A 20,188-nucleotide genomic window follows, 5' to 3' on the forward strand; every position below is an offset into this window, starting at 1 on the left:
CCTCGGCCCGCGCCGGCAAGGACTGTTTATGACTCAGCGACCGGGCAATCAATTGTTCGATGCCTACTTCACTGCCCGTGATATGCGTGAAGTGTTCTGCGATCAGGGCCGCGTGCAGGCCATGCTCGACTTCGAAGCGGCGCTGGCCCGGGCCGAGGCGCGGGTCGGTCTGATTCCTTCTGCGGCTGTCGCACCGATTGCTGCGGCGTGTAACGCGCGGTTGTATGACTTTGCGGCGCTGGGCGAGGCGATTGCCACGGCCGGCAATTCGGCGATTCCGTTGGTCAAAGCGTTGGGCAAGCAGATTGCTGTGACCAGTGCCGAAGCCGAGCGTTATGTGCATTTGGGGGCGACCAGTCAGGACGTGATGGACTCCGGGCTGGTGCTGCAATTGCGTCAGGCATTGGTGTTGATCGAAGACGATCTGGCGCAACTGGCCGACTCTCTCGCTGTTCAAGCCCAACGCCATGCTGCAACGCCGCTGGCCGGACGCACTTGGTTGCAACACGCGACGCCGGTGACCCTGGGCATGAAAATCGCCGGCTGGTTGGGCGCCGTGACTCGCAGCCGCCAGCGTCTGCGCGAACTCAAGCCGCGTCTGCTGGTGCTGCAATTTGGCGGTGCTTCCGGGACGCTCGCAGCCTTGGGCGAACAAGCCTTGCCGATTGCCGAAGCGCTGGCTGAAGAACTGCAACTGACCTTGCCGGAACAACCGTGGCACACCCAGCGTGATCGCGTGGTCGAGTTCGGCGCGGTGCTCGGTTTGATCGCCGGCAGCCTCGGCAAATTCGGCCGCGACATCAGCCTGTTGATGCAGACCGAAGCGGCTGAGGTTTTCGAACCCTCGGCGCCTGGCAAGGGCGGTTCGTCGACCATGCCGCACAAACGTAATCCGGTCGGCGCGGCGGTGTTGATCGGCGCGGCGACGCGGGTGCCGGGTCTGGTCTCGACGCTGTTCAGCGCGATGCCGCAGGAACATGAACGCAGCCTCGGTTTGTGGCATGCCGAATGGGAAACCTTGCCGGAGATTTGCTGCCTGGTTTCCGGTTCGCTACAACAGGCACGCTTGTTGGCCGATGGCCTGGAAGTCGATGCCGAGCGCATGGGCCGCAACCTCGAATTGACTCAGGGGCTGGTGCTGGCCGAAGCCGTCAGCATCGTCCTCGCCCAGCGTGTCGGCCGCGACACTGCGCATCATCTGCTTGAGCAATGCTGCAAACGCGCGGTGGCCGAGCAGCGCCATTTACGCGCAGTGCTAGGTGATGAACCGCAAGTCACTGCTGAGCTGAGCAACGCTGAACTCGATCATCTTTTGAACCCCGCCCATTATCTCGGTCAGGCGAAAACCTGGGTCGAGCGTGCGGTGGCCGAACACAACGCATTGTCTGACTGAAAGGAGAGGGCTGTGGCTTTCGTTCAACTCGCCGATGGCGAACTGCACTATCAAATCGAGGGCCCGGTCGATGCGCCGGTGCTGGTGTTGTCCAACTCGCTGGGCACCGATCTGCACATGTGGGACGTGCAGATGCCAGCCTTCACCGAGCACTTTCGCGTGCTGCGTTTCGACACCCGTGGTCACGGCAAATCGCTGGTGACGCCGGGCCCGTACAGCATCGAGCAACTCGGTCACGACGTGCTCGGTCTGCTGGATGCACTGCATATCGAGCGTGCGCATTTTTGCGGACTGTCGATGGGCGGCTTGATCGGCCAGTGGCTGGGCATCAATGCCGGGCATCGTCTGAACAAGCTGATCGTCTGCAACACCGCAGCTAAAATCGGCGATCCGTCGGTGTGGAACCCACGCATCGAAACCGTGCTGCGCGATGGCGCAGCGGCGATGGTTGCCCTGCGTGATGCGTCGATTGCCCGCTGGTTTACTCCGGATTTTTCGGCGGCGCATCCGACGGCGGCCAAGCAGATTACCGACATGCTCGCAGCGACTTCGCCTGAAGGTTACGCGGCCAATTGTGCGGCGGTGCGTGATGCCGATTTCCGCGAGCAACTGGCGTCGATCAATGTGCCGTTGCTGGTGATCGCCGGGACTGAAGATGCGGTGACGCCGCCGTCTGGTGGGCACTTCATTCAGGAACATGTGCGCGGTGCCGAATACGCCGAGTTCTATGCGGCGCATCTGTCCAACGTGCAGGCCGGTGCAGATTTCAGTGATCGTGTTCTGGCGTTTCTGAACGCTTGATAAGGGGATTTTCGTGGACGAGAAACAACGTTACGACGACGGTATGCAGGTACGCCGCGCGGTGTTGGGTGATGCGCATGTCGATCGCAGCCTGACCACGCTGACCGAGTTCAACTCGGAGTTCCAGGAGATGATCACCCGGCATGCCTGGGGCGATATCTGGACGCGTCCGGGTTTGCCTCGGCACACGCGTAGCCTGATCACCATCGCGATGCTGATCGGCATGAACCGCGAAGGTGAGCTGAAACTTCACCTGCGTGCGGCGGCCAATAATGGCGTGAGCCGGGGCGAGATCAAGGAAGTGATCATGCAGAGTGCGATTTACTGCGGGATTCCGGCGGCGAATGCGACGTTTCATCTGGCTGAATCTGTGTGGGATGAGCTAGGAGTTGAATCCCGGGAGTGAGGTTGTTGCCACTGACGCCTTCGCGAGCAGGCTCGCTCCCACAGGGAAATGCATTCCAATGTGGGAGCGAGCCTGCTCGCGAAAGCGGCAGACGCCGTTGCGCATCAATCAGCACAACTCATTCAAACCGTGGCAACAATAAATATCCGCTTGAACGCAAACAACGTACGCCCATCCCCCTCCTGCGGATAATGCTCATGCACCCGCATCAGATAGTGATAGATAAACCGCGTCTGTTCCTCTGGACTCAGCGCCTGCATCACCGGCCGCAGCGCCGAGACTTTCACCCAGTCGTACACCGGTGATTTGCCGTCGACTACCTGCAACTGCTCGGTCTCCCAGATATCCAGCGACGAGGTCAGCGGCGCGAGCAAACGGTAGTAATCCTCCAGTGCCAACAACGGCCGTGCGGCCATGCGCTGACGCAGTTCTGGTGTGCCTATTGGCGTGCCGCCGGGGCCGCCGTCTTCGAGGGTGTCGAGCATCAGCCGATACCACAGCGCATCACGCCAGTCCGGCATGTGCGCTGCCAGACAACCGCCGGGATTCAGATAACCGAGCAGGTGCGGCAGCAGCGTTTCATGGCCCCCGATAAAGTGCAGTACGGCGGCAGCGAGCAGCAGATCCGCTGGCTGCTCTGGTTGCCAGTCGAGCAGATCGCAACACTTCCACTGCGCCCGGATCGGCAGACAGCGCGCTTCATCGAGCATCTGCGTGGAGCTGTCGACGCCCTGCAACTGCGCGCGCGGCCAGCGTTCGGCCAACAACTGCGTGGCAATGCCGGTGCCGCAGCCAAGGTCGTAAATGCGTTGCGGGTTGGGCAGGTCGACACGGTCGAGCAATTCATGGACTGGGCGTTGCCTGAGACGGGAAAACTGCTGGTACGCCTTGGCGTCCCAGTCGGGTGTTGCGAGACGAGAGATCATTGAGGTGGTCCTCCGGTGATCGTTGGTGTCTTCCGATGACAACCTGGCTCCCAGCTTGAGGACCGACTACGACGACGGAAGCGGAAAGGTGAAGCATCTGAATCCTTCAGGTTTTGTCACTTTACCTGCCGGCCGGCGAAGTGCCACTTCTCCTGACCAATGGCTCAGAACCAATGTGGGAGCGAGCCTGCTCGCGAAGGCGGTGTATCAGTCAACATCTCTGTTGAATGTTAAGCCCTCTTCGCGAGCAGGCTCGCTCCCACAGGGGAATATCAGTGTTTAGAGGAGGCTGATCGGGTAGCTGACGATGAGTCGATTCTCGTCAAACTCGTTATTGCTGAAGTCCCGGCGCATGGTCGAGTTGCGCCATCTGACGTTCAGATCCTTCAGCGCGCCGCTCTGCACGGTGTAGCCCAGTTCCGATTCGCGGCCCCATTCCTTGCCGTCGGTGATCGTCCCGGTGTGCACGTTGTCGCCGCTGATGTAGCGGTTCATCAGGGTCAGGCCGGGGATGCCCAATGCCACGAAGTTGTAGTCGTGACGCAGTTGCCAGGAGCGTTCCTGCGCATTGTCGTAGCTGGCGTTGTAGCTGTCGTTGGCCAGCGTGCCGCCGCTGGTGCCGTTGACGCGCATCCAGGCGCTGTCGCCGGTGAGTTTCTGCAGGCCGACGTAGAAGGTGTTGCCGCCGTACTTCGCCGAGAACATCCCCGACCAGGTTTTGTTGTCGAGGTCGCCGGCGCGGGCGCTGCCATCGTCCTTGCCGTAGAAGAAGCCAAGGTTGGCGCCGAGGGTCCAGTCGCCGAGTGGCTGGCTGTGGATCAGGTTGACGTATTGCTGGCTGTAGATGTCTTTGAGTTCGGCATTCCACAGGCCGATCTGTGTGCGTTTTTCGTTGAAAACGTACTCACCGCCCTGAAAGTTGAAGCGATCAGAGGTGAATGCCGCTTTGCCGGTCATCGACATGTCGCTCATGCTGCTGTCGTCGCGCGGGCTGTTGGCGCGGAACTGGCCGCCGTAGAGGGTCAGGCCGTCGATTTCCTTCGAAGTGATCTGCCCACCGCGGAAGGTCTGCGGCAGCGAGCGGCCGTCGTCCGAACGCAGGATCGGCAGCACCGGCATCCACTCACCGACCTTCACTTCGGTCTGCGAAAGCTTGGCTTTGAAGGCGACGTTGGTTCGGCCGAAGTTGTCGGCCGGACGACCGTCGCGATCCAGCGGCAATAACTGGGTGCCGCCCGTGCCTTTGCCGCCATCGAGCTTTACCGAATACAGGCCGAACACATCCATGCCGAAGCCGACGGTACCTTGGGTGAAGCCGGATCTGGCGTCGAGAATGAAGCTCTGCGTCCATTCTTCAGCCTTGCCCTGGGCCTTGGTCGGGTTGGTGAAGTTGCGATTGATGTAGAAGTTGCGCAGGTTCAGGTTGACCTTCGCGCCCTCGATGAAGCCGGCTTCTTCAGCCGCAGCGGGCAGCGCCGCGCTGGCTAGAGCCAGGGCGATCAGACCGGGAAATGCGTAAGGCGCAGGGGAAGCTGTCATGGGCTCGGGTCTCTCTTGTTTTTTTAAGGCGAACGGGTGCGCTGCGGCCGTTTTTTACGGTGCAGAAATGCGATGAATTCAGGGGGTGAAGCGACGGCGATCAGCCGGTCGGAGCAGGGCGCGGGAGCATGGTGTCGAACCTGTTGTTATTGGTTTTGTTGATCGAATGGTGCGGGGGGCGGATGTTCGGATTCAATTGGGTAAAGCGGGTTTTGGGCGATTATCGAACGCAAGATTAAGTTGGATTTTATGGTGTCTGTGAGGGCCTCTTCGCGAGCAGGCTCGCTCCCACATTTGGAATGCGATCCCCTGTGGGAGCGAGCCTGCTCGCGAAGGGGTCAGCCCAGACAACACAACTTTCAGGCCGGCAACAAAAAGCCCACCAATCGGTGGGCTTCCTGTGTTCACCTGATGATCAGAACAACTTCATCTTCGGTGCTTCTTCTTTCAGCGGTTCGTTCTGCGCGGTCTGCGCATTCCAGCCACCGCCCAGGGCCTTGTACAGGTTGACCGCACTGGTCAGCTGCGCGAGGCGGTCGGTGATCAGCGCTTGTTGCGCGCTGAACAGCTGACGCTGGGCATCGAGGAAGGTCAGGTTGCTGTCGACGCCGATGCGGTAGCGACGTTCGGCCAGACGGTAGTAATCCTGGTTGGCCTGAACGAAGTCACGCTGCGCTTGCAGCTGTTCGGTGTAGGTCTGGCGGGCGGCCAGGCCGTCGGCGACTTCCTGGAAGGCCGTTTGAATGGACTTCTCGTAGTTCGCCACGCCGATGTCCTTCTGGATCTTGGCGTAGTCGAGGCTGGCGCGCAGGCTGCCGGCGTTGAAGATCGGCAGGTTGATCTGCGGCTGGAACAGCCACGTTCCCGAACCACCCTTGAACAGGCCGGACAGATCCGGGCTCAGGCTGCCCGCGTTGGCGGTCAGGCTGATGCTCGGGAAGAACGCTGCACGGGCCGCGCCGATGTTGGCGTTGGCCGCTTTCAGGTTGTATTCCGCTTGCAGGATATCCGGACGACGTTGCAGCAGGTCCGAAGGCAGACCGGCCGGTACGTCGCTGAGCAGGTCATCCGACAGCGGCTTGGCCGCTTGCAGATTGGCCGGGATACCGGTGCCGAGCAGCAGCGTCAGGCTGTTTTCGTCCTGTGCCACCTGGCGGGTGTAACGCGCCAGTTGTGCCCGGGCGTTCTCGACCGAGGTGCGCGACTGCGCCAGATCCAGCGCCGAAGCCACACCGACTTCGTTGCTGCGGCTGGTCAGCTTGTAGCTTTCTTCGAAGGCACCGAGGGTGTCCTGGGTCAGCTTGAGCAGTTCCTTGTCCGCTTGCCAGGTCAGGTAAGCGTTGGCGACGCTGGCGACCAGACTGATCTGGGTGCTGCGCCGTGCTTCTTCAGTGGCGAAGTACTGTTGCAACGCTTGTTCGCTCAGGCTGCGAACCCGACCGAACAGGTCGAGTTCGTAGGCGCTGATGCCGACGGTGGCCGAGTAGGAACTGGTGATGCCCGCTTCACCGGTCTGCGATGCACGAGCCGGAACTCGCTGACGGCTGCCGCTGGCATTGGCCGAAACCGCCGGGAACAGGTCGGCACGCTGGATGCGGTATTGAGCCGCATAAGCGTCGATGTTCAGTGCCGCGACACGCAGGTCACGGTTGTTTTCCAGCGAAACCTGAATCAGCTGTTGCAGCGCCGGGTCATGAAAAAACTGTTTCCAGCCCTGCTCGGCAGCGGCCTGCGCCGGAGCCTGGGCCGGCGAATACGCCGGCCCCTGCGGGAACTGACCTGCGACCGGAGCCTCAGGCTGCTGATAGTCAGGTATCAGCGAGCAACCGCTCAGCACGAAGGCGGCGACTGCGATGGAGAGTAGCGACTTGCTCATTGGCCAGCCTCTTTAGGAGTTTCAGTAGCTTCATCCTCGTCAGCGATTTTACGCTGGCCCAGGGACGAAACCGTAACGAAGAACAGTGGGACCCAGAAGATCGCCAGGATCGTGGCCGTGAGCATACCGCCAATCACGCCCGTACCGATCGCATGTTGACTGCCTGAACCGGCGCCCGTGGAAATCGCCAACGGTACAACACCGAGGACGAAGGCCAGCGAGGTCATGATGATCGGTCGCAGACGCATGCGGCACGCTTCAATCGCCGCATCCCGCAGGCTGCGCCCTTGCTCATGCAGTTCTTTGGCGAACTCGACGATCAGAATGGCGTTTTTAGCCGCCAGACCGATGGTCGTCAACAGGCCGACCTGGAAGTACACGTCGTTGGACAGACCGCGCAGGCTGGTGGCCAGCAGCGCACCGATGATCCCCAGCGGCACCACGAGCATAACCGCGATCGGAATCGACCAGCTCTCGTACAGCGCCGCCAGACACAGGAACACCATCAGCAGCGACAGGGCGTACAGCGCTGGCGCTTGCGAGCCGGACAGACGTTCCTCATAAGACAGACCGGTCCAGGAGATACCGACACCCGCCGGCAGCTTCTTGGCAATCGCTTCGACTTCGGCCATCGCATCACCGGTGGAGTAACCCGGCGCCGGAGAACCGAGGATCTCCATCGCTTCTACACCGTTGTAACGCGCCAGTTTGGGCGAACCGTAGATCCACTCGCCCTTGGCGAACGCGGAGAACGGCACCATGGTCCCGGCGCTGTTGCGCACGTACCACTTCTTCAAGTCTTCAGGGCTCATGCGAGCACCGGCCTGACCTTGCACGTACACCTTCTTCACCCGACCACGGTCGATGAAGTCGTTGACGTAGCTACTACCGAAGGAGATCGACAGCGTGCTGTTGATGTCGGCAATGCTCACGCCGAGGGCCTGGGCCTTCTGATCGTCGATTTCCAGGTGGTATTGCGGCTCGTCGTTCAAGCCGTTCGGACGCACCTGATAGAGCACCTTGCTCTGCGCGGCCAGACCGAGGAACTGGTTGCGCGCCTCCATCAGTTTTTCGTGACCGATACCGGCACGGTCCTGCAGGAACACGTCGAAACCGGTGGCGTTACCCAATTCCAGTACCGCTGGCGGGGCGAAAGCAAACACCATCGCGTCGCGGAAGCTGAAGAAGTGTTGCTGCGCACGCTGGGCGAGGGCGAACACGCTGTTGCTCGCGTCACGCTCGTCCCACGGTTTGAGCATGATGAACGCCAGACCCGAGCTCTGACCGCGACCGGCGAAATTGAAGCCGTTAACGGTGAACACCGAGGACACCGCACCGGATTCTTTCTCCAGCAGGTAGGAACGCATTTCGTCGATCACGACTTGGGTACGTTCGGCACTGGAGCCGGCCGGGGTTTGCACCTGGGCGAACAGTACGCCTTGGTCTTCTTCCGGCAGGAACGCGGTTGGAATACGGGTGAACAGCCAGATCATGCCGACCACGATCAGCAGATAGGCGAGCAGGTACGGCGCTTTGCGCGACAGCATGTTGCCGACACCGCGCTCGTAGCTCTGCACACCACGGTCGAAATTGCGGTTGAACCAGCCAAAGAAACCCTTCTTCGGCGTGCCATGCTCGCCTTTCGGAATTGCCTTGAGCATGGTTGCGCACAGCGCCGGGGTGAAGATCAGCGCGACCAGTACCGACAGGGCCATGGCCGAGACGATGGTGATCGAGAACTGCTTGTAGATCACACCGGTGGAACCGCTGAAGAACGCCATCGGCAGCAATACCGCCGACAGCACCAGCGCGATACCGACCAGGGCGCCCTGGATCTGGCCCATGGACTTCTTGGTCGCTTCCTTCGGTGACAAGCCTTCCTCGCTCATCACCCGCTCGACGTTTTCCACCACCACGATGGCGTCGTCCACCAGCAAGCCGATGGCCAACACCATGCCGAACATGGTCAGGGTGTTGATGCTGAAACCGAATGCCGCGAGGATGCCGAACGTACCGAGCAATACCACCGGCACAGTCATCGTGGTGATGACGGTAGCGCGGAAGTTCTGCAGGAACAGGAACATCACCAGGAACACCAGCACGATCGCTTCGACCAGGGTTTCAACCACACCCTTGATCGACTCGGTCACCACCGGGGTGGTGTCGTACGGGAACACCACTTCCATGCCTTGCGGGAAGAACGGCTTGAGTTCGTCAATCGTCTTGCGCAGGGCTTTGGCGGTGTCGAGGGCGTTGGCGCCGTTGGCCAGTTTTACCGCCAGACCGGAGGACGGTTTGCCGTTGAACTGTGCGGAAATGGTCGAGTTCTCACCACCCAGACCGACATCGGCGACATCACCGACGCGCACTTGCGAGCCGTCCTGATTGACCTTCAGCAGAATCGCCTTGAACTGCTCAGCGGTCTGCAGACGGGTCTTGCCGATGATCGTCGCGTTCAGTTGCTGACCTGGCAGCGCCGGCAAACCGCCGAGCTGACCGGACGACACCTGGACGTTCTGCGCCGAGATGGCGGAGCTGACATCAGACGGGGTCAGGTTGTACTTGTTCAGCTTGGCCGGATCGAGCCAGATGCGCATCGCGTACTGGGCACCGAAGACCTGGAAGTCACCGACACCGGCGGTCCGCGAGATCGGGTCCTGCATGTTCGACACGATGTAGTTGGACAAGTCATCCTTGGTCATGCTGCCGTCACGCGAGACCACACCGATCACCAAGAGGAAGTTTTTCACTGCCTTGGTGACGCGGATACCTTGTTGCTGCACTTCCTGCGGCAACAGCGGGGTAGCGAGGTTCAGCTTGTTCTGAACCTGCACCTGCGCGGTGTCGGAGTTGGTGCCTTGCTCGAAGGTCGCGGTGATGGTCATGCTGCCGTCGGAGTTACTTTCCGAGGACACATAACGCAGGTTGTCGATACCGTTGAGCTGCTGCTCGATCACCTGGACCACGGTGTCCTGCACGGTTTGCGCCGAAGCGCCCGGGTAGGTCACGGAGATCGCAATGGCCGGCGGCGCAATGCTCGGGTACTGGTTGATCGGCAATTTCAGGATCGAAAGTGCCCCGACCAGCATGATCACCAGGGCAATTACCCAGGCGAAAATCGGACGGTCGATGAAGAATTTTGACATGGATTACTCCCCTTTGCCGCCGGCGGCTTTGTCAGCTGCCTGAGCGGGGGCCGGGTTCTTGTTGCCTACGTTAGTGGCTTCGGTCGGGTTGACCTGAACACCTGGGCGCACGTACTGCAGGCCTTCGGTGATCAAGCGATCGCCGGCCTTCAGGCCGTCTTCGATCAGCCACTGGCTGCCGACGGTGCGGCTGGCCTTGAGCTGACGCAGTTCGACCTTGTTATCGGCGCCGACGACCAGTGCGGTCGGAGTGCCTTTGAGGTCACGGGTCACGCCTTGTTGCGGCGCCAGAATGGCCGCAGCGTTGACGCCGGCCTGCAACTGGGCGCGGACGAACATGCCTGGCAGCAGGGTGTGATCCGGGTTCGGGAACACGGCGCGCAAGGTCACGGAACCGGTAGTCGGGTCAACCGTGACTTCGGAGAATTCCAGCTTACCGTCAAGCTTGTACTGGCTGCCGTCTTCCAGGGTCAGTTTGACCGCTGCGGCGGTATCGCCGGACTTCTGCAGGCGACCGCTTTCCAGCTCGCGGCGCAGCTCCAGCAGTTCAACCGAGGACTGGGTGACGTCGACGTAGATCGGGTCCAGTTGCTGGATCGTTGCCATCGCGTCGGTCTGGCCATTGCTGACCAGTGCACCTTCGGTGACCGAAGAACGACCGATGCGGCCGGAGATCGGCGCGTACACCTTGGTGTAACGCACGTTGATCTGCGCGCTCTGCAGCGAAGCTTCCGATTCCATGCGGTTGGACACGGCGGTGTCGTATTCCTGACGGCTCACGGCCTGCTCGTCGACCAGTTGCTTGTAGCGGTCGGAGATCGACTTGGTCGAACGCAGGTTGGCTTCAGCGCTTTTCAGGGTCGCTTCATAGACCGACGGATCGATCTGATACAGCTGCTGGCCGGCTTTGACATCGCCGCCTTCCTTGAACAGACGCTTGAGAATGATGCCGTTGACCTGCGGGCGAACTTCAGCGATGCGGAACGCACTGGTGCGGCCCGGCAGTTCCGACGTGAGGGTAAAGGCTTGTGGTTGCAGGGTGACGACGCCGACCTGAGGCGGTGGAGCGGCCGGGGCCGCTTCTTCCTTTTTACATCCGCTGAGCAGCGATGCCAGGGCGACGGCAGTGACCAGAGCGGTAACAGCTGGCTTGAATTGCATGAAAATCCTCGGGTCAGGCGCGCGAAAAGCGCACAAGAAGTGTGGAAGGGTAAAAAAAGGTTACCGGGTGGATAAGTAGCTTGCTAAGGAATATACTTACGTTCATGGTTGTTTGTAAACACCCTGGCGTCGTATCCACCCTGTTACAAAAAACGGCGCAAGGTTTGAAATTGTAGGCTGGGGAGCCGATTCATGAGAGATCGCCCCCTCTTTATTCAGCGGATATTCAGCCATCCCTGAAACATCCTGTTTGAGGTTTTACTGCCATGGTCCGTCGTACCAAAGAGGAAGCTCAGGAGACCCGTAGCCAGATTCTGGAAGCGGCAGAGAAAGCCTTTTATGAAAGGGGCGTTGCGCGCACGACCCTGGCGGATATCGCGGCCCTGGCCGGCGTCACGCGCGGTGCCATTTACTGGCATTTCAGCAACAAGGCCGATCTGGTGCAGGCGATGCTCGATTCGTTGCGTGAGCCGCTGGATGAACTGGCCAGAGCCAGCGAAAGTGAAGACGAGCTCGATCCGCTGGGCTGCATGCGCCAACTGCTGATTCATTTGTTTCATCAAGTTGCGCTGGACCCGAAAACCCGGCGTATCAACGAAATTCTGTTTCATAAGTGCGAGTTCACCGATGAAATGTGCGATTTGCGCCAGCAGCGCCGGGACGTCAGTCTCGATTGCAATGAGCGCATCGCTCTGACGTTGCGTAATGCGGTGAATCGCGGCCAGTTGCCGGAAGATCTCGACACTGCCCGCGCGGCCATCAGCATTCACAGCTATATCGATGGCCTTCTGTATGGATGGCTTCTGGCGCCGGACAGCTTTGAGCTACATGCCGAGGCCGAGCGTTGGGTCGATACAGGGTTGGATATGCTGCGCCTGAGCCCCAGCCTGCGCAAATGAAACAAAATGCGTAATTGGCACAGCTTATGTCAATTGGCCTGCCTTTATATACGTTTGCGGCGGGGAGTTTATACGTAGCGAGCTACGCATTTTGTAGGGAATTTGTGTCGTCTGTGTGAATGAGTGTGAGCGGTTTGCCCTCACCCTAGCCCTCTCCCAGCGGGAGAGGGGACCGACCGAGGTGTTCTTTCGAGATACGCCGACCTGAAATATCAGGTCGAACTCCAGATTTGAAACGCACACAGATCGGCTCCCTCTCCCTCGGGAGAGGGCTGGGCGGGCGGCGTTCCGATGAGGGGCTACGTACTAAAACGCGCAATCAATCTCCCGGCGAACACAAAAAAGCCCCCGACTCTCACAAGTCGGGGGCTTTGTGTTTCTGCTTCTTACAGCGCTGGATAGTCGATATAACCGACCGGGCCTTTGCCGTAGAAGGTTTCCGGGTGCGCATCATTAAGCGGCGCATCAGCCTTCAGACGAGCCGGCAGATCCGGGTTGGCAATGAACGGCACGCCGAACGCCACAGCGTCAGCCTTGCCGCTGGCCAGCCATTCATTGGCGCTGTCCTTGGTGAATTTTTCGTTGGCGATGTACGGGCCACCGAAAGCTTCTTTCAGTTGTGGACCGAGGCTGTCGGCACCTTCTTTCTCACGGGAGCAGATGAACGCGATGCCGCGTTTGCCCAGCTCACGAGCCACGTAAGTGAAGGTTTCCGCCAGGTTGTCGTCGCCCATGTCATGGGAGTCAGCGCGCGGTGCCAGGTGCACACCGACACGGCCGGCGCCCCAGACTTCGATCGCCGCGTCGGTCACTTCCAGCAGCAGGCGCGCACGGTTTTCCAGCGAGCCACCGTAATTGTCGGTGCGCTGGTTGGTGCTGCTTTGCAGGAACTGGTCGAGCAGGTAACCGTTGGCGCCGTGGATTTCCACGCCATCGAAACCGGCCGCTTTGGCGTTTTCGGCGCCGGTGCGGTAGGCGTCGACGATGTCGGCGATTTCAGCGGTTTCCAGTGCACGCGGAGTCGGGTAGTCGGCCAGTGGGCGAACCAGGCTGACGTGACCTTTCGGCTGGATCGCGCTCGGAGCGACGGGTGCTTCACCGTTGAGGTACGACGGGTGGGAAACCCGGCCGACGTGCCACAGTTGCAGGAAGATCTTGCCGCCGGCAGCGTGAATCGCTTTGGTCACGTTGGCCCAGCCGCGCACTTGATCGTTGGACCAGATGCCCGGGGTGTCCGGGTAGCCAACGCCCATCGGCGTCACCGAGGTGGCTTCGCTGAGGATCAGGCCAGCGGAAGCACGCTGTACGTAGTACTCGGCCATCAACGCGTTTGGCACGCGACCTTCGTCGGCGCGGCAGCGGGTCAATGGGGCCATGATGATGCGGTTGGCCAGCTCGATGTCGCCGAGTTTGATCGGATCGAAAATAGTTGCCATGTCTACAACCCTCGTAAGTGGAAAGTAATCAGTTAGTTGCCGGGGCCAGATCGGCATTGCCGTTCTGACGGAAAGTGATCAGGGTCACCAGCAGGGCGAGCACGGCCAGGGCGGCGGCTGCGAGCGGTACGCTGGTCAGGCCGAAGCCGTGGGCGATGACACTGCCGCCAACCCAGGCGCCGAGCGCGTTACCGACGTTGAAGGCGCCGATGTTCAGGGTCGACACCAGGTTCGGTGCAGCTTTGCCGAAGGTCACCACGTTGACTTGCAGCGCCGGTACGGCGGCGAAACACGCGGTGGCCCAGAGGAACAGGGTGATTTCGGTCGGGATCAGCGCGACGCTGGTCCAGGTCAGCACGGTGGAGACCACGGCCATGGCGATGAATACGCCGATCAGCGTGGCGGCCATGCCCTTGTCGGCGAGTTTGCCGCCGATGATGTTGCCGACGGTCAGGCCCAGGCCGATCAGCATCAGTGTCCAGGTCACGCCACGGGGCGACACGCCGGTGACTTCGCCGAGCAGCGGGGCAACGTAGGTGAACAGGGTGAAGACGGACGCGGCGAACAGCGCGGTCATGCTCAGCGACAGCCAGATCCCGGCACCTTTGAGGGCGGAGAGTTCGGCACGCATGTCGAGTTTTTCTTCGTCACGCTTGGCCGGCAGGAAGCGGATCAGGCCGATCAGCGCAATCACACCGATAACGGTCACCGCCCAGAAGGTCGAGCGCCAGCCATATTGCTGGCCCAGCGCAGTGCCCAGCGGTACACCGAGGACGTTGGCCAGGGTCAGGCCGGTGAACATCAAGGCCACTGCCGAAGCGCGTTTATTCGCCGGAACCAGATTGGCCGCCACTACCGAACCGATACCGAAGAACGCACCGTGACACAGCGCGGTAATCACGCGGGCGAACATCAGCACGTTGTAGTCACTGGCAATGGCGCAGAGCAGGTTGCCGACAATAAAGATGCCCATCAACGCCACCAGTGCTGCTTTGCGCGGCAGTCTGGCGGTGGCCATGGCCATGAACGGCGCACCGATGGCCACGCCGAGGGCGTAACCGGTCACTAGCCAGCCGGCGCCGGGGATCGACACACCGAGGTCGGCCGCCACATCGGGCAGCAGGCCCATGATGACGAATTCGGTGGTGCCGATGGCGAAGGCGCTCAAGGCGAGTATGAGTAGCGAGAGGGGCATGCAGGTTTCCTTGTCGGCTGGCTGACGTTAAGGGTCAGAGCTCTTTACTGAGGGTGCTGAGGAACGCCTGGATCACGTCCTCGTTACGTTTGAAAAAGTGCCATTGCCCGGCCTTCTGGCTGCTGATCAGACCGGCGCGTTGCAGCGTCGCGAGGTGCGCAGACACGGTCGACTGCGACAGGCCACAGCGTTGATCGATCTGCCCGGCGCAGATGCCGTACTCGTGGTTGTGCAACTGTTCCGGAAATTCGTTCTTCGGGTCTTTCAGCCAGTTGAGGATGTCTCGCCGTACTGGGTGCGCCAGGGCTTTTATTATTTCGTCGAGGTCGAGGTTCATGGCAGGGTGCTCACAATGTGTACAACGCTATATCGCGATGTGGCGAAATATAAATCGTTAGATCGCGATACACCAATATGATTTTGATCTGACGTCAGCATAAATTGGTATATCGCGTTATAACGATACGTGGGTGTATGGCTTATGGGCCGCAGTGCTAAGCTGCGCCCATGAACTATCTCGCACATTTACACCTTGGTGGCCAGCGCCCCGGGCAACTGCTCGGCAGTCTGTATGGCGATTTCGTCAAAGGCCGGCTGCAAGGGCAGTTTGCGCCGGAGGTGGAAGCGGCCATTCAACTGCATCGACGGATTGACGTGTTCACTGACCGTCATCCGCTGGTGGACATCGCGCTGGGGCGGTTTTCCGATACGCGCCGGCGTTATGCCGGGATCGTGCTCGATGTGTTTTTCGATCATTGCCTGGCGCGGGACTGGAAGCTGTATGCCGACCAGCCGCTAGAGGTTTTCACCGCTGATGTGTATCGGGTGCTGACCCACGAACGGCAACTGCCCGAACGGCTGGCGAAGATCGCCCCGCACATGGTCGCCAATGACTGGTTGGGTTCGTATCAGCAGTTTGAAGTGCTGGAGCAGGTGTTGCGCGGGATCTCGCGGCGCTTGACCCGGCCGGAAGAATTGGCGGGGGCGATGGAGGAGTTGCGGCGGTTGTATGAGCCGCTGAGTGACGACTTCCGCCTGTTCTACCCGCAACTCCAGGACTTCGCACAATCCCCCCATACACAGAAAATCTAATGTAGGAGTGAGCCTGCTCGCGATAGCGGTGTGTCAGTCGACATTAGTATTGACTGACACACCGCTATCGCGAGCAGGCTCACTCCTACAGGGGATTTGTGTTTCAGGCGGCAATCAATTCGCCGGCACGACGCGGTTCAGCCGGTTTCGCCACTTCGCCAAACAACGCCTTCTGCACCGCCTGCTGCGCTTCAAACGCCAGCGCTGCACGCTCACGACCCTGACAGGCAAGCGGCTTGAGCAGATGCACTTCGACATCGCCGCAATCGTTGCTGAACAGGCGCATCAGGTGCGACAGCAAATCATCGTCACCAATGAACGGTGCCAGCCCATCGATTTCGCCATCGCGCAGGTAACGGATCGCCACCGGTTGCAACATCACCTCGGAATCAATCGCCGCCGCCAGCAAGCGACCATGAAAGGTTCGCAGCGAACGGCCATCGGTGGTGGTGCCTTCCGGGAACATCAGCAAGGCGTGATCGGTTTGCAGGTGACGGGTCATCTGCTTGCGGATCAACTGGCTGTCGCCCGAACCGCGACGGATGAACAGGCTGCCGGCCTTCGCCGCGAGCCAACCGGCCACCGGCCAGGTACGCACCTCGGCCTTGGACAAAAACGACAGCGGCGTGAGCATGCCGAGCAGTGGAATGTCCGTCCATGAAACGTGGTTGCTGACCCACAGCATCGGCTGTTTCGGCAGTTCACCGTGAACCGTCACGCGAAAGGGCAGGGCATTGCTCAGGCGCGCCATGAAGAAGCGCGACCAGCGCTGACGCCGCTCCATCGAATGCGCCAGGCCAATCCGTTCAAACACGCCGAAGACGCTGGCCATGGTCAAACCCAGCGAAACCACCAACAGCACCCGCGCGATCCGCGCGTACACGCGCAACCGGCTCATTACACAGCCGCCTTGAAGTGCTTGGCGTAGCGCGGGCAGAGTTCGTCGCGTTTGAGCAGGATGAACACGTCGGCGACCTGGAAGTCTTCGTCCCAGCACGGCTCACCGCAGATCTTCGCGCCCAGACGCATGTAAGCCTTGAGCAGCGGCGGCATTTCGGCGATCACGTTGGACGGAATATCCAGGGTTGGCAGCGGATTTTTCGGCTCGGCGCGCAGGTTTTCGGTGCACAGATAACGTTCGCGCAGGCGCTGCATGATCGCATGGGCCTGAATGCCGCCGTCCTGCATCGGGATGCTCGCGCAGCCCATCAGATAGCTGTAGCCGCCCTGATTCAATACTTCGGCCAACTCGCCCCACAACACCGCGATGGTGCCGCCGTTGCGGTACGCCGGGTCGACGCAGGTGCGGCCGATTTCCAGAATCGGCCCTTGCAGATGAGCGAGGCCGTGCAGGCTGAATTCTTCTTCGCTGTAGAACTTGCCGAGGCTGCTGGCGGCGGTGTGATCGAGCAAACGCGTGGTCGCCACCAGACGGCCGGTGTTCAAATCACGCACGCCGATGTGGCTGCAGTGAACATCATAATCATCCATGTCCAGACCCAGTTCCGCGCCTTTCAGTTTGGCGTTGAACTCGCCGCTGAAGACGTTGAAGCGCAAGGCCTGGGCTTGCTGCAAGGCCTCGGCGCCGATCAGGCGTTCGGCTTGCAGGCGGCGTTCATTGCCGGTGTCGCTGATGCGGGCGATCTGAGTCATGTGAATCTCCGTACGGGCCTTTAACCCGTCGTGGGTTGCAGCCGATCGACTTTCTTTATGCAGCCGTGTTGTGCAAAGTCAGGCTATGTAGCCCCGGTGTCATCGCCATGAAAGTTTGGTGATGCTTATATGACAGCCCACAAGGAGCCTCTTATGCCCTGGCCAGATCTGCTGCACAGCCGTGACCGATTGCCCGCCGTTGCTGACCTGGCCGAGGGTTTTGCGACGTTGTTGCAGCAACTGGGCAACGTCACGCCGTTCGAATTGGCGGTCGCGGGCGGGCGGCGAATGGCGACGCCGGGGCTGGCGTTTCTGGTCGGGTATCAAGCGGCTTTGCGCATGTTGTGGCCGAGTGCGCCGCTGAGCCTTGGCGCATTGTGTGCGACCGAACAGCGCAGTTTGCGTCCGGCGGACATGCAGACGCGGCTCACCGATTTACGCCTGAGTGGGCGCAAGGATTTCGTCACCGCCGGCGATGCGGCGGATTGGCTGTTGATCGCTGCTCGCAGTGAAGAGCCCGGTGAAAGTCCGCGTCTGAGTCTGGCCGTGGTGTATCCCGGCGAGCCCGGCGTGACCGTGGAAAAACTGCCGGCGCTGCCGTTGATGCCGGACATCAGTCATGGCCGGTTGCAGCTTGACGGGGCGTTGTGCGAGTTGCTCGCCGGTGATGGTTGGGATGCTTACGTCAAACCGTTTCGCACGCTGGAAGATGTCTATGTGCTGAGCGCGATGACCGCGTGGCTGTATGGCGTCGGACAGGACAGCGACTGGCCGCAAGCGCTGCAATTGCGTTTGCTGGCGCTGTTGGCCGGGTGCGCGGAGGCGAGTCGGCAACCGCCGAACAATCCGGCCGGGCATGTGTTGCTGGGTGGGTTGTTTGCGCAGTTTGAGGCGCTGGAGGGGGAGGTGAGTCAGGCGTTGGCTGACGGGCCGGCAGAGTGGGCGCAGATGTGGCAGCGCGATCAAGGCGTGATGCAGTTGGCGGCGGGGGCTCGGGCCAAGCGGTTGACCAAGGCTTTGATGGTGAATTGACTGGCCCCTTCGCGAGCAGGCTCGCTCCCACAGGGGACCGCGTTTCTTCAATTGAAATGCGTTCAAAATGTGGGAGCGAGCCTGCTCGCGAAGGCGCCCTCAAAATCACCACACATCTGTCATCAACCCCGACTAGTCTCAGCAGGTTCTCCCCAAGAGCCCTCACCATGTGCAAAGGCCTGCCCCTGTTTCTGCTGCTGATCTGCTTCACCGTTCAAGCCGAACAGTGGCCCGGCGAACAATGGCCAACTGGCACGACGATTACCGATACAGGAGTTCTGGAGAATTACGCCTTCCCACCTCGCGACGACGCAACCCGCCAAGGCATCCGCACCGATGCCCTGCTGATCATCCGCGACGGTCAGATCCTCTACGAACGCTACGCCGGCCCGACCACCGAGCAAACCCCGCACCTGACCTGGTCGATCAGTAAAAGCCTGATGGCCACCGTCCTCGGCGTGGCGTACGGCGAAGGCCTGTTCAAACTCGAAGATCCGGCCGTAAAGTTTTACCCGCCGCTGGCAAAACATCCGGAGATAAAAATCGCCGATCTGCTGCACTGGGCCTCCGGTATCGATTGGCAGGAAGACTACGAATATGCCCCGCTGAGGTCCTCGGTGGTGGCGATGCTTTACACCCGTGGTCATCACGATATGGCTGCGTTCACCGCTAACCACGACAGCTACGCCGCTCCCGGGCAGGCGTTCCGCTATTCCAGCGGCGACAGCAACCTGCTCGCGGCGGCGTTGAAAACCATCGTCGGGTCGCAGCGTTATGCGGATTATCCGTGGACGGCTTTGTTCGAGCCGTTGGGCATCCGTCACGCCGTGTGGGAAACCGATGCCAGCGGCACGTTTGTCGCGTCGTCTTACGCTTATCTGACAGCCCGGGATCTGGCGCGCGTCGGTCTGTTGATGGCCCGCGACGGGCGCTGGAGTGATCGCCAATTGCTGCCCAAGGATTGGGTCGCGTTCAACCTTGAACCCTTCGCCGGTTACAAGGCTCATCAGGACGAAGCGGTGCCCGGCGGCCAATGGTGGCTCAATCGTCCGGCCGATGGCGCCGCGTCACCGTGGCCCGACGCACCGCCGGACACCTTCGCCGCGCTTGGTCATTGGGGCCAGGCGCTGTACGTAATCCCCAGCGCCAACCTGGTAATCGTGCGCTACGCCGATGATCGCGACGGCAGCTACCGCCACAACGAATTGCTCAAACACGTGCTGAAGGCGGTGCGGCCATGAAGCGCTTTTTGCTGCTACTGCTTGTTTTGCTGCTCGGCTGGGTCGTCTACGAGCGCGAAAATCTGTGGGCTTTCCCGGACATCATCAGCGCTTACACCGCCAAGGAATATTGTTCGTGCCGGTATGTGATGAACAACGGTGCCGAGTATTGCCGTGGCTATGTCAAACAATGGCTGCCGACCAGCCAGTTCACCGATGACCCTGCCAGCAAAACCATCACCGTCAGCGGCATGGGCCGCAGCAATCGCGCCCAATGGTTGAGCGAACGCCAAGGCTGTCGTTTACAGCCTTAAAAGATCGCAGCCTTCGGCAGCTCCTACATGACCGGGTCCACCCTGTAGGAGCTGCCGAAGGCTGCGATCTTTTGATCTTGATGTTGCAATAACTTTGGG

Annotated in this window: 18 protein-coding genes; 8 read left to right on the forward strand and 10 right to left on the reverse strand. The window is 60.6% G+C overall.

Going from position 1 to position 20,188, the window contains the following annotated elements; genetic code table 11:
* Positions 1–28: 28 nt before the first annotated feature.
* Genes CCX46_RS06650 through pcaC form a run of 3 tightly spaced genes read left to right on the forward strand, consistent with a single transcriptional unit; the run spans position 29 to position 2,600 of the window.
* Positions 29–1,393 (forward strand): 3-carboxy-cis,cis-muconate cycloisomerase, encoded by a 1,365-nt coding sequence (locus CCX46_RS06650; RefSeq protein ID WP_127926128.1) that lies wholly within the window; start codon positions 29–31, stop codon positions 1,391–1,393.
* A gap of 12 nt (positions 1,394–1,405) precedes the next feature.
* The gene (gene pcaD / locus CCX46_RS06655; protein ID WP_127926129.1) at positions 1,406–2,194 is read left to right on the forward strand and encodes a 3-oxoadipate enol-lactonase; all 789 of its coding nucleotides are present in this window, start codon (positions 1,406–1,408) and stop codon (positions 2,192–2,194) included.
* 13 nt (positions 2,195–2,207) lie between these two features.
* A complete protein-coding gene (gene pcaC / locus CCX46_RS06660; RefSeq protein WP_025110738.1) occupies positions 2,208–2,600 on the forward strand; it encodes a 4-carboxymuconolactone decarboxylase in 393 nt (130 codons plus the stop codon).
* Between the two features lie 122 nt (positions 2,601–2,722).
* Here pcaC and CCX46_RS06665 read toward each other — a convergent pair whose 3' ends face one another.
* From CCX46_RS06665 to CCX46_RS06690, 5 genes are all read right to left on the reverse strand, one after another.
* Positions 2,723–3,526, reverse strand: coding sequence for a methyltransferase domain-containing protein (locus CCX46_RS06665; RefSeq protein WP_127926130.1), 804 nt, complete (start codon positions 3,524–3,526; stop codon positions 2,723–2,725).
* Between the two features lie 279 nt (positions 3,527–3,805).
* Positions 3,806–5,065, reverse strand: coding sequence for an OprD family porin (locus CCX46_RS06675; RefSeq protein WP_127926132.1), 1,260 nt, complete (start codon positions 5,063–5,065; stop codon positions 3,806–3,808).
* Between the two features lie 415 nt (positions 5,066–5,480).
* On the reverse strand, positions 5,481–6,941 hold the full coding sequence (emhC, locus tag CCX46_RS06680; RefSeq protein WP_127926133.1) for an efflux RND transporter outer membrane subunit EmhC: 1,461 nt from the start codon (positions 6,939–6,941) through the stop codon (positions 5,481–5,483).
* Positions 6,938–10,087 (reverse strand): efflux RND transporter permease subunit EmhB, encoded by a 3,150-nt coding sequence (emhB, locus tag CCX46_RS06685; protein ID WP_127926134.1) that lies wholly within the window; start codon positions 10,085–10,087, stop codon positions 6,938–6,940. The genes emhC and emhB overlap by 4 nt, the downstream gene beginning before the upstream one ends.
* A gap of 3 nt (positions 10,088–10,090) precedes the next feature.
* The gene (locus tag CCX46_RS06690; protein ID WP_127926135.1) at positions 10,091–11,248 is read right to left on the reverse strand and encodes an efflux RND transporter periplasmic adaptor subunit; all 1,158 of its coding nucleotides are present in this window, start codon (positions 11,246–11,248) and stop codon (positions 10,091–10,093) included.
* Positions 11,249–11,514: 266 nt separating this feature from the next.
* On the opposite strand from CCX46_RS06690, the gene emhR reads away from it, so the two are divergent.
* Entirely contained in the window at positions 11,515–12,147 is a 633-nt protein-coding gene (emhR, locus tag CCX46_RS06695; protein WP_007917080.1) for an efflux system transcriptional repressor EmhR, read from the forward strand.
* Positions 12,148–12,533: 386 nt separating this feature from the next.
* Here emhR and CCX46_RS06700 read toward each other — a convergent pair whose 3' ends face one another.
* The 3 genes from CCX46_RS06700 to CCX46_RS06710 are packed head-to-tail and all read right to left on the reverse strand — an operon-like array spanning position 12,534 to position 15,115.
* A complete protein-coding gene (locus tag CCX46_RS06700) occupies positions 12,534–13,583 on the reverse strand; it encodes an alkene reductase (RefSeq protein ID WP_127926136.1) in 1,050 nt (349 codons plus the stop codon).
* A gap of 28 nt (positions 13,584–13,611) precedes the next feature.
* The gene (locus CCX46_RS06705) at positions 13,612–14,778 is read right to left on the reverse strand and encodes an MFS transporter (RefSeq protein ID WP_127926137.1); all 1,167 of its coding nucleotides are present in this window, start codon (positions 14,776–14,778) and stop codon (positions 13,612–13,614) included.
* A gap of 34 nt (positions 14,779–14,812) precedes the next feature.
* Positions 14,813–15,115, reverse strand: a complete 303-nt coding sequence (locus CCX46_RS06710; RefSeq protein ID WP_007917068.1) for an ArsR/SmtB family transcription factor — start codon at positions 15,113–15,115, stop codon at positions 14,813–14,815.
* A gap of 170 nt (positions 15,116–15,285) precedes the next feature.
* On the opposite strand from CCX46_RS06710, the gene CCX46_RS06715 reads away from it, so the two are divergent.
* Positions 15,286–15,870, forward strand: a complete 585-nt coding sequence (locus CCX46_RS06715; protein ID WP_127926138.1) for an acyl carrier protein phosphodiesterase — start codon at positions 15,286–15,288, stop codon at positions 15,868–15,870.
* 103 nt (positions 15,871–15,973) lie between these two features.
* Here the strand turns inward: CCX46_RS06715 and CCX46_RS06720 are convergent, their stop codons facing one another.
* Positions 15,974–16,768, reverse strand: coding sequence for a lysophospholipid acyltransferase family protein (locus CCX46_RS06720; protein ID WP_127926139.1), 795 nt, complete (start codon positions 16,766–16,768; stop codon positions 15,974–15,976).
* Positions 16,768–17,523 (reverse strand): L-ornithine N(alpha)-acyltransferase, encoded by a 756-nt coding sequence (gene olsB / locus CCX46_RS06725; protein WP_016982801.1) that lies wholly within the window; start codon positions 17,521–17,523, stop codon positions 16,768–16,770. Before olsB ends, CCX46_RS06720 begins: the two co-directional genes overlap by 1 nt.
* A gap of 153 nt (positions 17,524–17,676) precedes the next feature.
* Here olsB and CCX46_RS06730 point away from each other — a divergent pair, with 153 nt between their 5' ends.
* The 3 genes from CCX46_RS06730 to CCX46_RS06740 all read left to right on the forward strand — a co-directional run bounded on the left by CCX46_RS06730 (position 17,677) and on the right by CCX46_RS06740 (position 20,089).
* Positions 17,677–18,555: an acyl-CoA dehydrogenase family protein gene (locus CCX46_RS06730; RefSeq protein WP_127926140.1), complete on the forward strand. Its 879-nt coding sequence runs from the start codon at positions 17,677–17,679 to the stop codon at positions 18,553–18,555.
* A 167-nt stretch (positions 18,556–18,722) separates the two neighbouring features.
* Positions 18,723–19,796 carry a serine hydrolase domain-containing protein gene (locus CCX46_RS06735; protein WP_127926141.1) on the forward strand — a complete coding sequence of 358 codons (1,074 nt, stop codon included), beginning with the start codon at positions 18,723–18,725 and terminating at the stop codon, positions 19,794–19,796.
* Positions 19,793–20,089 carry an amidase gene (locus tag CCX46_RS06740; RefSeq protein ID WP_127926142.1) on the forward strand — a complete coding sequence of 99 codons (297 nt, stop codon included), beginning with the start codon at positions 19,793–19,795 and terminating at the stop codon, positions 20,087–20,089. Before CCX46_RS06735 ends, CCX46_RS06740 begins: the two co-directional genes overlap by 4 nt.
* Positions 20,090–20,188: the final 99 nt, after the last annotated feature.

This window comes from Pseudomonas sp. RU47 (genome assembly GCF_004011755.1).
In the GTDB taxonomy this organism is placed as follows: domain Bacteria; phylum Pseudomonadota; class Gammaproteobacteria; order Pseudomonadales; family Pseudomonadaceae; genus Aquipseudomonas.